Origin of the sequence: Pseudomonas sp. ADAK21, assembly GCF_012935735.1 — a bacterium.
Lineage (GTDB): Bacteria > Pseudomonadota > Gammaproteobacteria > Pseudomonadales > Pseudomonadaceae > Aquipseudomonas > Aquipseudomonas proteolytica.
Genome location: NZ_CP052857.1, coordinates 7,501 through 20,478, shown reverse-complemented (window position 1 = coordinate 20,478; position 12,978 = coordinate 7,501). Strand labels below are relative to the sequence as shown.

The following is a 12,978-nucleotide window of genomic DNA, read 5'->3' as shown; positions in this document are numbered from 1 at the left end:
TCGGAGACAGCGTGAATTCAGTGGCGATGCTGGCGGGTGACGCCAGCGTCGAATTGCGCAACGACCTGCTGCCAGCCAGCGGCGATCAGCCCCTGGTCGCTCAGGTCGGTGGGGGCAGCCAGATTGGCGCTGCGGTTGAGCCAGATATCCGGCTCGCTACCGTTCACGCGCATCAGCAGTGAACCGCTGGTGTCATTGGCCTGGCTCAAGCCCAGGTACGCAGAAGGCGCCAACAACTGCCAGCGGTGGTCGCCACGGCTGACCGAACTGGCGTCCTGGGCGAAGGGCGCGAAGCCTTCTTCTGCCAGTTGTGCGGGCGTCGGCAGCGCGCTTTGTTCCTGCGCCAGCAACTGGATTTCATCCAGGGTCACCCGCAGGTCGGCGTAGATGCCTTGCTCGGCGGCGCTCAAGTCGCGACGGGCGTCCAGTTGGTGGCTGGGCACGGCCGCGACTTCCTGGGTTTCGCCATGCAGCGACACCACGGTGCCGGCGACGGCCAGGATGATCAGGCACAGCAACAGGACGTAGAGGGTCTCGTGGCCGGCACCGGCCGGCCGGACAACCTGGGTGTTGCCTGGGCTCACGCGGGTCATGGTGCCTGGATATCCGCTTGGTCGATCTCGACAACGTGGCCGGGACCGGCGTCAAACAGCACGTAGAACTCGCTGGCAGGTTTCTTGAAGGTCAACGTCGAGTCGGCCCCCAGCTTGCCGGGCACCAGGATGGTTTCGTCGTAGCCGATCACATCCAGGGTCACGCCAGGCGCGCCGCTGCCATCGGAGAAGCCGCCAGTGCACTGGATCTGCTCGCCGGGGATTTCCTTGCATTCGCACATCGGGTTGTGGGCCAGGGCGTAGTTGCTCGCACCCAGGCTGAGGGCCAGCACGGCGCAGGTGCGGGTCAGGCGCAGTAGGTTCATGGTTTGACTCCTTGCTTGTTCAACCAGGCGACAGTGGCAGGCGAAGCCTGACTCAAGGGAATGGAAGCCTGTTGCATGCTGCCGTCCCAGCCTTCCATGGTGATCCACAGTTCGGCGTCGGGCGGGGTGCGTTCGGGGATTGGCAGGGCGGCGCCCATGCGGTACGGGGTACCGAAGAAAATCACTCCGGCGGCCCGCAGGCTGCGGGGTTTGCCGATGCGCAGGTAAGTGGCCTTGACCTGATCGCCACAGGTGGCGCACAGGGCGGCATTGAAGGATTTCATCGGCCCGGCCGGATTGGGGCGGGGCGCTTCATTGCGTAGCTCAGCCAGGGTGATGCTCCATGGGCCGACCTGCACCTCGCCTATCTCGCGCTCGCCCAGGCCGGCGTCGCCGCGAAACAGCGCGGCGTCGGCAAAGTACTTGGGCATAAAGCCCAGGGGTACCAGCAACAACAGGATATTGATGTGGAACCGCCATTTGAGCCAGAAGGCGCGCAGCGGCGAGGGCGCTTGTACGGTGGTGGCCTTGCTCATTACTTGCCCTCCGAAGTTTCAGCCTGCAGGGCGCCGATGGGGTTGGCTGACGCAGGGTTGCGCGTAGCCTTGCTGCTGCGCTTGAGAGCGTGCAGCGTAGCCAGGGCGGTGCGCTTGCTCCAGATCAACAGACCGCTGAGCACCATCATGCTCAGCAACAGGCCGAAGAAGAACCAGACCAGCTTGATCCAGATCCCGCCAAAGTCGCCGGTGTGCAACGGGCGCATGGACTCAGTGACGAACTCCAGGCCCGAGCGGTCGGACAGCAGGTGTGTGGCGGCAATTTCACCGTTGTAGGGGTTGATGTCGGCGGTCTGGAACATCAGCGGATACCAGCCACGGCCGCCGATACTCAGGTGGCTGTAGGCATTGCTCGGCAGGCCGACGAAGCTGACGTCGAACCCCGGGATGCGCTGGCTGGCAATGTTGATGGCATCGTCCAGCGCGATCGTCGGTGGCGGTACGCCAGGCGCCGACAACGGCACTTTGTCCCGGGCGATCACCGGCACGACGGCCTCGCTGGAGATGGTGATCTGGTTGTCCGAGAGAATCGCCTGGATCAAGAACCAGGTGCCGGTGATGGAGATCACCGCGATAAACCAGATCGACCAGATGCCGCTCAGACGGTGGAAATCCCCCCAGAAAATCCGCGCGCCGTGCTTGAAACGCAGGGTGGGCTTGAAGAAACCTTTCCAGAACCGCTTGTACACCACCAGGCCAGTGACCAGCGACGCGAGCATCGGCAACCCAAGGAATGACACCAGGTACCAGCCCCAGCTGAAGCCATTGGTGAACGGCACCAGCCACCAGCCATGCAGGGCGCGGGTGAACTGGCGGAAGTTGAACGATGGGCTGATGCCCTGGATGACCCCCGTATACGGGTTGACGTAGACCGCCACGGAGCGGCCATCGGGGTAGCTGATGTCGACGTCGAGGGCAAAGTGCGACTCGTCCGGACGGACGATGGACTCGACAATGGCCTTGGGCTCGGCCTGCTTGATCGCAGCCAGGATTTGGTCGTAAGTGAGCAGTTCGGCATCGTCCGACGGCTTGCTGGCGCGCATTTCCGGGTTGGCCAGCCACACGATTTCCTGGCTGACCACCGCCAGGGTCCCGGTGACGCAGACGATCAGTACGAAGAACCAGATGGGCAATGCCAGCCAGCTGTGTACGAGAAACCAGAGTTTGGAGCGTGACTTCTTCGACATGTCTAGGAGGGTCTTGATTGGAGGGGGGCAGAAAAGGCCCGGGAAAGGCCGGTCGTAGCTTTTGCTTACGCGACGGGCTGTATCTAAGTTAAGACGGATGAGAATCGCAAAACCCTAAGGCGGAAATGAAAGCAAATGTTTCCAATGCGCAACAAACACCTGTAGGAGCTGGCTCGCCAGCGAAAATCTCCAACGATTACGCGGGTTACCTGTTGCTATTGTTCTCGGGTTTTTCGCCGGCAAGCCGGCTCCTACAGGTGATTGGGTTTAGGCGAACAGCTCCTTGGCGCGCTGGCGGATCTGTTCCTCGGTCAGTTCTTCGGTATGGGTGGCAAGGAACCAGACATGCCCGTAGGGATCTTTCACTGTGCCCGAGCGATCGCCGTAGAACCGATCCTCGGGTTCGCAAATGCCTGTACCGCCGGCCGCGATCGCTTGTTTGTACTGCGCGTCGACGTCCGCCACATAGAGGTGCAAGCCAACACTGGCAGGATGCTCTCCAGGGGTGCCAAGCGGCATTTCGGCACAGGGTGACGCCAGCATGATCGGCGAGTCGCCAATGCGCAGCTCGGCATGGCCGACCTTGCCATCGGGCATATCCAGGCGCATGACAACGGTGGCACCGAAGGCCTTCTTGTAGAACTCGATGGCTTCAGCGGCCTTGTCGATACCCAAGTAGGGCGTGATGCTGTGATAGCCCTCGGGGATAGGTTTGACGCTCATTTCGCTCTCCTTGATGGTTGTTCAGGGGCCCGGTTTTTCCGGTTTCCTCACTATAGGCCAAGTTTTTCGTCGCCTCCTGGCAGCCGACGACCGTGCTGTAACGGCGTCCTGAACATTTTCTCGAACAGAGGCTTGACCTTGACTTAACTAGAGGTCTTACCCTGCACGGCACCTACAACTAAAGGGGATTTGTCATGCAGACTTGCGCGAAAAGTCATGGGTTTACCCAATTAATCGAGTTTCAGATCGAGCCTCGCCAGCAGTCCGCCCTGGTGTCGGCGCTGTCTGAGCAGACCGAGCGTCTGGCCCAAGGCCATGAGGGTTTCTTGAGTGCCAGTGTGCAGGTCAGTGATGATGGACGGCGCGTGCTCAACTACCTGCAATGGCAGACCCGCGAAGATGGCGATGCGGCGTTCAATCGCCTGGAGTGCGAGGGCGGGGACTTCTGGACCTTGATTTGCGCCCACCAGGCCACGGCCGTGACCTTCGGTTCATTCCAGGTGCTGCGCAGTATCGAGCGCAGCGCCGACAATGCACTGGCGTGCAACTTATATCGATAGATGCAACATGCGTTCGCCTTGCAGGTTTTCCCCGGGGCGGCGCTTGTTGACCGCCAGTTCACCGATCTTGATCAGGCGTGTGCGCGTGACATTGCGGCTCAGGCCCAGCAGGTTGGCGGTGTGCACCTGGTTGTAGTGGCTGAAACGGTAGGCGGCGCGTAGCAGCGCGTCTTCGACCTTCTCATGGAGTGCGCCGGCCTGTTCGTCAAACAGCTTCTGGAAGGCCCGCTCCAATAAGGCTTCGGCACTATTGTCGACCCCGTGCTGGCTGTCGTCCTGGCGCTCGATACGCATATTCGAGAGGCGCAGGTCGTCGCGCTCGATCACACCGTTGCGGCAAATCAGCAAGGTGTGATGAATGACGTTTTCCAACTCGCGGATATTGCCCGGCCAACTGTAGCTCCTGAGCTTTTGCTCGGCCTCGGGGCTGATGGTGATGGGGCCGTAGCCCAGGCGCTGGCTGTAGGCGTCGATAAAGTGGCGGGTCAGGGGCAGGATGTCGCCGGGGCGTTCGCGCAACGGGCTCAGTTCCAGGCTGACCACGTCCAGGCGGTAATACAGGTCCTCACGGAAATGCCCGGCGTTGATGGCCTTTTCCAGTTGCACATTGGTCGCCGCCAGTACCCGCACGTCAATGGCAATGCTCTTGCGTGAGCCCAGGCGCACCACTTCGCGCTCTTGCAGGACGCGCAGCAGCTTGACCTGGATGGCCATGGGCAGATCACCGATCTCATCGAGGAACAAGGTGCCGCCGTCGGCCTCTTCGAACCAGCCGGCCTTGGCGCTGAGGGCGCCAGTGAACGCGCCTTTTTCATGGCCGAATAACTCCGCTTCCACCAGGGATTCGGAAAAGGCCCCACAATTGACCGCCACGAAGGGCCGGTTGCGCCGGGCGCTGAGGTTGTGGATGTGGCGGGCCACCAGTTCTTTACCGGTGCCGGTTTCGCCGATGATCAGCACGCTGGCTTCGCTGGGGGCCACTTGCTGGATATGCGCGAGCAGGGCCTGGGACTTGGGGTCTTCGAAGACTTGCGCGGTGGCGCGAATCGACGTGGCGAGGGCGGGCGAGGGCGGTAGGGTCAAAAGCTGCATGGGCACCTCTAGGAATAGAACGTTGGCGTCGGCAGGGACTGGTTCAAGGCCCAGTCGCCCAATTCGTGGAGTTTGTAGTCCACCGGGTCGTGCAGGCTTTGGGTGCGCAGGTTGCGCCAGTGGCGGTCCAGGCGCAGCGAGGCGTGGGTGGAGCGGGCGCCGGTGACCTCAAACAGGCGGCTGCACAGCTCCAGGCCGTTGCGGGTGGCGGCGACCTTGGCCGTGGCGATGGCAATCGCTAGTTGCCCACGCTCGTGTTCGCTCAAGGCAGGACCCTTGGCCCAGGCCTGGTCCAGCAGCTCGGCGGCCCGTTGTACCAGTAGGCGCACGCCTTCGAGTGCGACCCAGAATTCGCCGTAGTGGCTGAGCACATAAGGGTCCTGACGCACATCCTGGACGCTGGATTTATGCCAGGGCCGTGTTTCGGCGAGGGTGTAGTTACGCGCTTCCTCAAACGCGCCTTCGGCAATGCCGAGGAACATTTGGGTGAACGTCAGTTGGGCAATCAGCGGACGCAGGCAGGCGAACGGCGTGCTCAGGGGACCGGGGTCCAGCAACAGTTCCGACTCTTCGACCCTGACGCGCTCGAAGCTGGTGCTGCCGCTGTCGGTCTGGCGTTGGCCGATACTGTTCCAGTCGTTGTGCACGGTGATGCCGCTGCGTGCGCTGGGGATGGCGGCGATCAGCAGCTTGCCGCCGGCGCTTTCATCGACTGCCGAGGCGATCAGCATCTGTGAGTCGCTGGCGCCGGAGCAGAAGCTCTTTTTTCCGGAGAATTCGCGCCAGCCGCCAAAGTCCTTGACCACCGTGCGCGTATCCAGGGGGTTGAGGGCATTGCCCCAGAACCAGTGCTTGCGGGCGGTCTGTTCGAACCAGGGCTGCCATTGCTCCGGGCGGGCAAACAGGCGCACGGTGGCCAGCATCAGATGATGGAAGCCGAAGACGTGGGCGATGGAGCTGTCGACCTTGGCGAACTCGCGCACGACCTCCAGGGTTTCGCTCCAGCGTGCGCCAAGGCCGCCGTACTGGGTGGGAATGCTCAGTGCCAGCAGGCCACTGTGGCGCAGGGCATCGCGCTCGGCCTTGGGCGTGCCGCCGCGCTCGTCACGCTCTACGGCGCTGAGGGCGAACTCGGCGGCCAGCAGCTTGGCGGTTTGCAAAGGGGATGGCAGGACGCTATGGGGTTTGGCTGGCACGCGGTGCTCCTGAAAAATCACATGCGCTGTAGGCACCGGCATGCCGGCTCCTACAAAGGTGGGTCAGGCTTTTGCGGTGGCAGGCAGCACATCGTTGGCGATCATTTCGCCGAACGGCCCGGTGAGGTTGGTGATGCCGCGTCCGGCCAGGCTGGCGTAGGGTTCGGGCAGCAGCGGGAATACCAGCTCGGCAAAGCGATAGGCTTCTTCCAGGTGCGGGTAGCCGGAGAAGATGAAGCTCTCGATGCCCAGGTCGGCGTATTCCTTGATCCGCTCGGCCACTTGTTGTGGGTTGCCTACCAGCGCGGTGCCGGCGCCTCCGCGTACCAGGCCGACGCCGGCCCACAGGTTGGGGGCGATTTCCAGGTTGTCGCGCCGCCCATCGTGCAGGGCGGCCATGCGGCGCTGGCCTTCGGAGTCAAAGCGCGAGAAGGATTTTTGCGCGGCGGCAACGGTCTCGTCGCTGATGTGTTCGATCAACTTGGCGGCTGCCTGCCAGGCTTCGTCTTCGGTTTCGCGCACAATCACATGCAGGCGGATGCCGAACTTGACGGTGCGACCATGGCGCGCCGCACGTTCGCGTACATCGGCGAGTTTCTCGGCGACGGCTGCGGGCGGTTCGCCCCAGGTCAGGTACACGTCGACCTGTTCGGCGGCGAGATCGTGGGCTGCATCGGACGAGCCGCCGAAGTACAACGGAGGGTAAGGTTTCTGAACCGGCGGGTAGAGGGCCTTGGCGTTCTGCACCTTCAGGTGTTTGCCTTCAAAGTCCACGGACTCGCCTTGCAATACTCGACGCCAGATCTTGAGGAATTCATCGGTCACCTCATAACGTTCACTGTGGTCGAGGAAGCTGCCGTCACCACGGTTTTCATCGGGATCGCCGCCGGTCACCACGTTGATCAGCAGGCGGCCGTTGGACAGGCGGTCGAGGGTGGCGGCCATGCGCGCGGACACGGTGGGCGAGATGATCCCCGGGCGGATTGCCACCAGGTAGCGCAGGCGTTCGGTCAAGGGCACCAGTGCCGAGGCAATCACCCAGGAGTCTTCGCAGGAGCGGCCGGTGGGAATCAGCACGCCGTGGTAGCCGAGGTTGTCGGCGGCCTGGGCTACTTGCTTCAGATAGTTGAGGGTGACTGGGCGCGCACCCTGGGTAGTCCCCAGGAAATGGCCGTCGCCATGGGTCGGAAGAAACCAGAAAACATCCATGACAAGTCCTTGAGCGATGTTCAACAGAGAGTGTTGCCCGGCCAACAGTTGTGGAAACAACAGTTGCGGCGTTGGGGGACCGTTATAGAGCGTCTGGTTTATTCCGTAAACGAACGTATTTCTCTATTTATAGATCCATAAGGAATATGTCGGATTGGCTGATAGCGACTATCACAGCGGATGATTTTTCCCTGCAAAGGCGTGGGAGTAGCCTGTGTTCATTGCCTTGACGCCCGATTCGCAGGACCTTCGCCATGAACCATTACCTCACTGTTGCCTTGTTGCTGGTTGCCTCTTTGCTTGCCGGTTGTGCCTCCCCTCCGGCACCCGAGTTGCGCCCCTACACCGCCGAGGAGGCCAGGCAGTTGGCGATGGAAGGGCTTAACCGCCGTGGCTTGTCGTTTGACGAATATCAACAGAAGAAAGCCGAGCTGTCTGCCCAGCCACAGATACCTTTTGGCTTTGATCGCCAGGGTGAAATGAATGCAGAGCGCAACGTGATGTTGCATGACCGTCCCAGCTAAAAGCGTTGGCTGTGGTCCCGAGCCCGAAGTTCTTCGCAGGAACTTCGGGCTTTTTGTTTTCCATCCTTTTCATCGAGCCTGTTAAGCTCAATTTCAGGAGCGTTCCTACGCACTTTTCAATTCTTTAACGGCATCCGATCGGGTTAACCTGACGATCTCTGTACTGGTCGCTGCCCCTGGGACGCTGATCTCGGGAACATGCTCTGCGGGTCTTTAAACGTCATGAATAAACGTCCTTTGTATTTCGACTACGCCGCCACCACACCGGTGGATGAGCGGGTCATCCAGGTCATGGTCGAGTGCCTGGGTTTCAATGCCAATTTCGGTAACCCCGCATCCAGCTCCCATGCGTTTGGCCAACAGGCCCGGCACACGGTCGAGCAGGCGCGTCGGCAGGTGGCGGAGCTGGTCGGCGCCCAGCCCGAACAGATCGTCTGGACCTCGGGCGCCACCGAATCCAACAACCTGGCGCTCAAGGGCGTGGCCCAGGCGCGGGGCGTGGCCGGTGGTCATATCATCACCAGCCAGATCGAGCATAAGGCGACGCTGGACACCGCGCGCCAACTGCAGGAGGCCGGGGTTGCCGTGACCTACCTGGTGCCGGACGCCGATGGCCTGATCACCGCCGAGGCGGTCAGCCAGGCACTGCGTGAAGACACGTTCCTGGTGTCGTTGATGCTGGTCAACAACGAACTGGGTACGCTCAACGACATCCCGGCCATTGGCGCGCGAGTGCGTGAGCATGGCGCACTGCTGCATGTGGATGCGGCGCAAGGGGCGGGCAAGGTCGAGATCGACCTGGCGCGCTGGCCGGTCGACCTTATGTCGTTTTCTGCACACAAGCTGTATGGCCCCAAAGGCATCGGTGCGTTGTATGTCGGGCCGCGGGCGCAGCAGAACGTCACCGCACAGATCCACGGGGGTGGTCATGAAGGTGGGCTGCGCTCGGGTACCCTGGCGACCCACCAGATTGCAGGCATGGGCAGTGCCTTTGCGTTGGCCGGGCAATTTTTTGCTGAAGAGTCGGCGGGGATTGTCGCCCTGCGCCAGCGTCTGCTGGAGCAAGTGCTGGCTATCCCCGGCGTGCGCCTGAACGGCAGTGCCACCCAGCGTATTCCCCACACCTTGAGCCTGACGTTCAGCGAGGGTGAGTTCAATTCGGCGGCCTTGAGCGCCGGTATCGCGTTTTCGGCGACCTCTGCCTGTAATTCGGCAAGCAATGCGCCGTCCCATGTTCTGCTTGCCCTGGGGCATGATGCCCGCAGCGCCGGTCGCACCATTCGCCTGAGCTTGGGGCGCTTCACCACCGAGCAGGATATCGATCAGGCGGTGCAATTGATCAAGAGCTCGCTGGCCAGCGCACCGGCCTTCTGGGCGGTTTGAAACATATAAAAATTATTAGTGGTTAGCAGGAGACAAGATGAGTACGCAGCCTTTGACCCATGGAACGGTTCCCCAGCGCCTGGCGCATACCCGCGAGTTGATGAAGCGCGAGGGCATCGATGCCCTGCTGGTGCCATCGGCCGATCCGCACCTGTCCGAATACCTGCCGGGCTACTGGCAGGGGCGGCAGTGGTTGTCGGGGTTTCATGGGTCGGTAGGCACGCTGATCGTCACCGCTGATTTTGCCGGTGTCTGGGCTGACAGCCGTTACTGGGAGCAGGCGAGCAAGGAGCTGGGCGGCAGCGGTATTGAGCTGGTGAAGCTGCAACCGGGGCAGCCCGGCCCGTTGGAATGGTTGGGTGAGAACACTCCAGAAGGTGGGGTAGTGGCAGTGGACGGCGCGGTGATGGCCGTTGCATCGGCCCGCACCCTGGGCAGCAAGTTGGCGGAGCGTGGCGCTCGCCTGCGTACTGATATCGATTTGTTGAGTGAGGTCTGGACTGACCGTCCGGAGCTGCCAAACCAGCCGATCTACCAGCACCTGCCGCCCCAGGCCACCGTCAGCCGAGGGGAAAAGCTCGCGGCACTGCGCGCCAGCCTGAAGGACAAAGGCGCGGATTGGCATTTCATTGCCACCCTGGATGACATTGCCTGGCTGTTCAACCTGCGCGGTGCAGATGTTTCGTTCAACCCGGTGTTTGTGTCGTTCGCCCTGATCAACCAGCAGCAGGCAACGCTATTTGTTGCCCTCGGCAAGGTCGATGCCTCGTTGCGTGGGGTGCTGGAACAGGATGGCGTGACACTGCGTGACTACAGTGAAGTGGCGGCGGCCCTGGCTGAAGTGCCGGACGGTGCCAGCCTGCAGGTGGATCCAGCACGCGTGACTGCCGGGTTGCTGGATAACCTGGGCAGTGGCGTCAAGCTGGTGGAAGGGCTCAACCCGACCACGCTGGCCAAGTCCCGCAAAAGCCTGGCGGATGCCGAACATATTCGCCGGGCGATGGAACAGGATGGCGCGGCCTTGTGCGAGTTTTTCGCCTGGCTGGACTCGGCCCTGGGGCGCGAGCGCATCACTGAGCTGACGATCGATGAACACCTGACTGCCGCACGAACCCGGCGCCCCGATTATGTGTCGCTGAGTTTCAATACCATCGCCGCGTTCAACGGCAATGGCGCGATGCCCCATTACCACGCCACGGAAGAAGAGCACGCGGTGATCGAGGGTGATGGCCTGCTGTTGATCGACTCAGGTGGCCAGTACTTGGGCGGCACCACTGATATCACGCGCATGGTGCCAATCGGCACGCCGAGCGAAGAGCAGAAGCGCGATTGCACCCGTGTGCTCAAGGGCGTGATTGCCCTGTCGCGCGCGCAATTTCCCAAGGGCATTCTCTCTCCATTGCTGGACGCCATCGCCCGTGCGCCGATCTGGGCCGAAGGTGTGGATTACGGTCATGGCACCGGTCACGGGGTTGGCTACTTTCTCAATGTCCATGAAGGCCCGCAGGTGATTGCCTACCAGGCTGCGGCCGCGCCGCACACCGCGATGCAGCCGGGAATGATTACCTCCATTGAACCGGGCACTTATCGTCCGGGGCGTTGGGGGGTGCGTATCGAGAACCTGGTGTTGAACCGGGAGGCGGGTAAGACCGAGTTCGGTGAGTTCCTCAAGTTCGAAACCCTGACTCTGTGCCCGATCGATACCCGTTGCCTGGTACCGTCATTGTTGACGATCGAGGAGCGGCAGTGGTTCAACGACTACCACGCTGAGGTGCGTCAACGCTTGAGCCCGTTGCTCAGTGGCGCCGCGCTTGAGTGGTTGCAAGTGCGTACGGCCGCGATATAAGGGCTGACTGCTCGCAGGTCTGGGCCTGCGAGCAGGATGCTGGTGTTAACTCAAGGCTTCGCGGACAAAATCCAGGCGATCCTGGCCGAAGAACAGCTGTTGACCGACAAACAGGCTAGGCGCACCAAACACGCCACGGGCAATCGCTTCTTCGGTCTTGTGCTTGAGGGCGTTCTTTACTGCCTCATCCTGGGCCAGTTCCAGTACCTGGGCAGGGTCAAAGCCGTGTTCTGCCAAGACCGCTGCTACCACTGCCGGATCCCCCAGGTTGCGTCCATCCACCCATAACGCTCGGAACAGGCAGTCGATGAAGTCGATAAAACGCTCTGGCTGGCGTAGTTGAATGCCGGTGACGGCGCGCATCAGTGTCAGGGTGTTGATGGGGAAGTGCGGGTTGAACTTGAGGGGCACACCGTAACGCTTGGCGTAGCGTGCCAGGTCTTGCAGCAGATAGCGGCCTTTGGCCGCAATGGTGATGGGCGAGGCATTGCCGGTGGCTTTGAAGATGCCGCCCAGCAGGATCGGCTGGTACACCAGTTGGCTGCCGGTTTCAGCACAGATACCGGGCAGTTGGGTGTAGGCCAGGTAGGTGGTGGGGCTGCCGAGGTCGAAGAAAAATTCCAGGGTTTTGTTCATGTCGGATGCTCGCTGCTTATTGTTATGTAGGCGTGCTTACCAAGTTTCGTTCCAGGGGCGCAGGTCCAGTTCGAAGGTCCAGGCGTCCCGTGGCTGGCTGTGCAGGTGCCAATAGTTGTCGGCGATATGCTCTGGATCAAGGATGCCATCCTGGTCCTTGAGTGCGTATTTGGTTGGGAAGTTGTCGCGGATGAAGTCGGTGTCGATGGCGCCATCCACTACCACGTGGGCTACATGGATGTTCATCGGGCCAAGCTCGCGCGCCATGCTTTGAGCGAGGGCGCGAATGCCGTGCTTGGCGCCGGCGAAGGCAGCGAAGCCGGCGGCGCCGCGTAACCCGGCTGTGGCACCGGTAAACAGGATAGTCCCGCGCTGGCGGGTCACCATGCGCTTGGCCACTTCCCGGGCATTCAGGAAGCCTGAGAAGCAGGCCATCTCCCAGATCTTGAAATATTTGCGTGCGGTTTCTTCGAGGATGCTGCAAGGCACATTGGCGCCGATGTTGAACACGAAGGCTTCAATCGGACCCAGCTCGCTTTCGATCTGCTCGATCAGCGCGATCACCTCATCCTCCTTGCGCGCATCACAGGCAAAGCCGTGGGCTTCGCCACCGGCCGCTTGAATACTCTTCACCAGAGGCTGCAGTTTGTCGGCACTGCGTCGGGTGACGCAGGCCACATAACCTTCACGGGCAAAACGCTTGGCGATGGCGCCGCCTGTAGCGTCGCCTGCGCCGACGACCAGCACGATTTTCTTATTTTCAGTCATGGGAAACCCTTTAGTAAACGGTCGTTAACTAAACGCACGTTATGCTACGCTTCGGCAGGCGTCAAGGTGGTGAATTCATGGGGAGAAGCGATGCGCTATTCAGTCAGTCACAAGCAGCAAACCAGAGATAAGCTCCTGCAGAGCAGCGCGGCCCTGGCTAAAAAAGAAGGGTTTGCCAGTGTTGGCGTGGATGGTTTGATGAAGGCCATTGGCTTGAGTGGAGGGGCGTTCTATAGCCATTTTTCCTCCAAGGACGCGTTGTTCAGCTCAATCGTCGAGCACGAGTTGAGCCAAAGCCTTGCGCGTTTGGGGGAAGGGGAGGTGCAGAGTCGAGAGCGCCTGGACCGCTGCCTCAAGATCTATTTGAGCATGGCCCAC

The 12,978-nt window shown here is 61.4% G+C and carries 15 protein-coding genes (1 of these 15 only partly in view); 5 read left to right on the top strand and 10 right to left on the bottom strand.

Translation table 11 applies throughout. From position 1 onward, the window contains the following. Positions 1 to 17: 17 nt before the first annotated feature. From HKK57_RS00115 to HKK57_RS00095, 5 genes are all read right to left on the bottom strand, one after another. Positions 18 to 593 carry a DUF6162 family protein gene (locus HKK57_RS00115; RefSeq protein ID WP_104912015.1) on the bottom strand — a complete coding sequence of 192 codons (576 nt, stop codon included), beginning with the start codon at positions 591 to 593 and terminating at the stop codon, positions 18 to 20. After that, positions 590 to 919, bottom strand: a complete 330-nt coding sequence (locus tag HKK57_RS00110; RefSeq protein WP_029300639.1) for a hypothetical protein — start codon at positions 917 to 919, stop codon at positions 590 to 592. Before HKK57_RS00110 ends, HKK57_RS00115 begins: the two co-directional genes overlap by 4 nt. Then, positions 916 to 1,455: a hypothetical protein gene (locus HKK57_RS00105; protein WP_029300641.1), complete on the bottom strand. Its 540-nt coding sequence runs from the start codon at positions 1,453 to 1,455 to the stop codon at positions 916 to 918. Before HKK57_RS00105 ends, HKK57_RS00110 begins: the two co-directional genes overlap by 4 nt. After that, positions 1,455 to 2,663, bottom strand: a complete 1,209-nt coding sequence (locus tag HKK57_RS00100) for a PepSY-associated TM helix domain-containing protein (RefSeq protein ID WP_169389592.1) — start codon at positions 2,661 to 2,663, stop codon at positions 1,455 to 1,457. Before HKK57_RS00100 ends, HKK57_RS00105 begins: the two co-directional genes overlap by 1 nt. Positions 2,664 to 2,930: 267 nt before the next feature. Then, complete coding sequence (locus HKK57_RS00095; RefSeq protein WP_169389591.1) at positions 2,931 to 3,386, bottom strand: VOC family protein; 456 nt, start codon at positions 3,384 to 3,386, stop codon at positions 2,931 to 2,933. A gap of 194 nt (positions 3,387 to 3,580) precedes the next feature. Here HKK57_RS00095 and HKK57_RS00090 point away from each other — a divergent pair, with 194 nt between their 5' ends. Further along, positions 3,581 to 3,946: an antibiotic biosynthesis monooxygenase gene (locus tag HKK57_RS00090; RefSeq protein WP_029300646.1), complete on the top strand. Its 366-nt coding sequence runs from the start codon at positions 3,581 to 3,583 to the stop codon at positions 3,944 to 3,946. Here the strand turns inward: HKK57_RS00090 and HKK57_RS00085 are convergent. From HKK57_RS00085 to ssuD, 3 genes are all read right to left on the bottom strand, one after another. Further along, entirely contained in the window at positions 3,935 to 5,038 is a 1,104-nt protein-coding gene (locus HKK57_RS00085) for a sigma-54 interaction domain-containing protein (RefSeq protein WP_070996199.1), read from the bottom strand. The two genes, HKK57_RS00090 and HKK57_RS00085, sit on opposite strands and share 12 nt — an antisense overlap. An 8-nt stretch (positions 5,039 to 5,046) precedes the next feature. Beyond that, positions 5,047 to 6,234 (bottom strand): acyl-CoA dehydrogenase family protein, encoded by a 1,188-nt coding sequence (locus HKK57_RS00080; protein ID WP_169389590.1) that lies wholly within the window; start codon positions 6,232 to 6,234, stop codon positions 5,047 to 5,049. Positions 6,235 to 6,297: 63 nt separating this feature from the next. Beyond that, a complete protein-coding gene (gene ssuD / locus HKK57_RS00075; RefSeq protein WP_169389589.1) occupies positions 6,298 to 7,443 on the bottom strand; it encodes an FMNH2-dependent alkanesulfonate monooxygenase in 1,146 nt (381 codons plus the stop codon). A 254-nt stretch (positions 7,444 to 7,697) separates the two neighbouring features. Here ssuD and HKK57_RS00070 point away from each other — a divergent pair, with 254 nt between their 5' ends. The 3 genes from HKK57_RS00070 (at position 7,698) to HKK57_RS00060 (ending at position 11,196) form a co-directional block, all read left to right on the top strand. Continuing rightward, positions 7,698 to 7,967, top strand: a complete 270-nt coding sequence (locus HKK57_RS00070; RefSeq protein WP_169389588.1) for a hypothetical protein — start codon at positions 7,698 to 7,700, stop codon at positions 7,965 to 7,967. A gap of 222 nt (positions 7,968 to 8,189) precedes the next feature. Then, positions 8,190 to 9,350: a cysteine desulfurase family protein gene (locus tag HKK57_RS00065; protein ID WP_070996200.1), complete on the top strand. Its 1,161-nt coding sequence runs from the start codon at positions 8,190 to 8,192 to the stop codon at positions 9,348 to 9,350. Positions 9,351 to 9,387: 37 nt separating this feature from the next. Beyond that, the gene (locus HKK57_RS00060; RefSeq protein WP_169389587.1) at positions 9,388 to 11,196 is read left to right on the top strand and encodes an aminopeptidase P family protein; all 1,809 of its coding nucleotides are present in this window, start codon (positions 9,388 to 9,390) and stop codon (positions 11,194 to 11,196) included. A 45-nt stretch (positions 11,197 to 11,241) separates the two neighbouring features. On the opposite strand, the gene HKK57_RS00055 is transcribed toward HKK57_RS00060, so the two are convergent. Then, entirely contained in the window at positions 11,242 to 11,832 is a 591-nt protein-coding gene (locus HKK57_RS00055) for a 2-hydroxychromene-2-carboxylate isomerase (RefSeq protein WP_029300656.1), read from the bottom strand. 36 nt (positions 11,833 to 11,868) lie between these two features. Continuing rightward, positions 11,869 to 12,600 (bottom strand): SDR family oxidoreductase, encoded by a 732-nt coding sequence (locus tag HKK57_RS00050; RefSeq protein WP_029300657.1) that lies wholly within the window; start codon positions 12,598 to 12,600, stop codon positions 11,869 to 11,871. 90 nt (positions 12,601 to 12,690) lie between these two features. On the opposite strand from HKK57_RS00050, the gene HKK57_RS00045 reads away from it, so the two are divergent. Beyond that, positions 12,691 to 12,978, top strand: partial view of a TetR/AcrR family transcriptional regulator gene (locus tag HKK57_RS00045; RefSeq protein WP_070996203.1) — the 5' portion only. The gene runs 273 nt beyond the window's last position; 288 of the gene's 561 nt are visible here — the first part of the coding sequence; it begins with the start codon at positions 12,691 to 12,693; its stop codon lies beyond the right edge, outside the window.

Coding starts and splice junctions, on each gene's coding strand:
- ssuD (WP_169389589.1), bottom strand. CDS start 7,443: ATGGATGTTTTCTGGTTTCTTCCGACCCATGGCGACGGCCATTTCCTG.
- HKK57_RS00060 (WP_169389587.1), top strand. CDS start 9,388: ATGAGTACGCAGCCTTTGACCCATGGAACGGTTCCCCAGCGCCTGGCG.
- HKK57_RS00105 (WP_029300641.1), bottom strand. CDS start 1,455: ATGAGCAAGGCCACCACCGTACAAGCGCCCTCGCCGCTGCGCGCCTTC.
- HKK57_RS00085 (WP_070996199.1), bottom strand. CDS start 5,038: ATGCAGCTTTTGACCCTACCGCCCTCGCCCGCCCTCGCCACGTCGATT.
- HKK57_RS00100 (WP_169389592.1), bottom strand. CDS start 2,663: ATGTCGAAGAAGTCACGCTCCAAACTCTGGTTTCTCGTACACAGCTGG.
- HKK57_RS00090 (WP_029300646.1), top strand. CDS start 3,581: ATGCAGACTTGCGCGAAAAGTCATGGGTTTACCCAATTAATCGAGTTT.
- HKK57_RS00055 (WP_029300656.1), bottom strand. CDS start 11,832: ATGAACAAAACCCTGGAATTTTTCTTCGACCTCGGCAGCCCCACCACC.
- HKK57_RS00050 (WP_029300657.1), bottom strand. CDS start 12,600: ATGACTGAAAATAAGAAAATCGTGCTGGTCGTCGGCGCAGGCGACGCT.
- HKK57_RS00110 (WP_029300639.1), bottom strand. CDS start 919: ATGAACCTACTGCGCCTGACCCGCACCTGCGCCGTGCTGGCCCTCAGC.
- HKK57_RS00115 (WP_104912015.1), bottom strand. CDS start 593: ATGACCCGCGTGAGCCCAGGCAACACCCAGGTTGTCCGGCCGGCCGGT.
- HKK57_RS00095 (WP_169389591.1), bottom strand. CDS start 3,386: ATGAGCGTCAAACCTATCCCCGAGGGCTATCACAGCATCACGCCCTAC.
- HKK57_RS00065 (WP_070996200.1), top strand. CDS start 8,190: ATGAATAAACGTCCTTTGTATTTCGACTACGCCGCCACCACACCGGTG.
- HKK57_RS00070 (WP_169389588.1), top strand. CDS start 7,698: ATGAACCATTACCTCACTGTTGCCTTGTTGCTGGTTGCCTCTTTGCTT.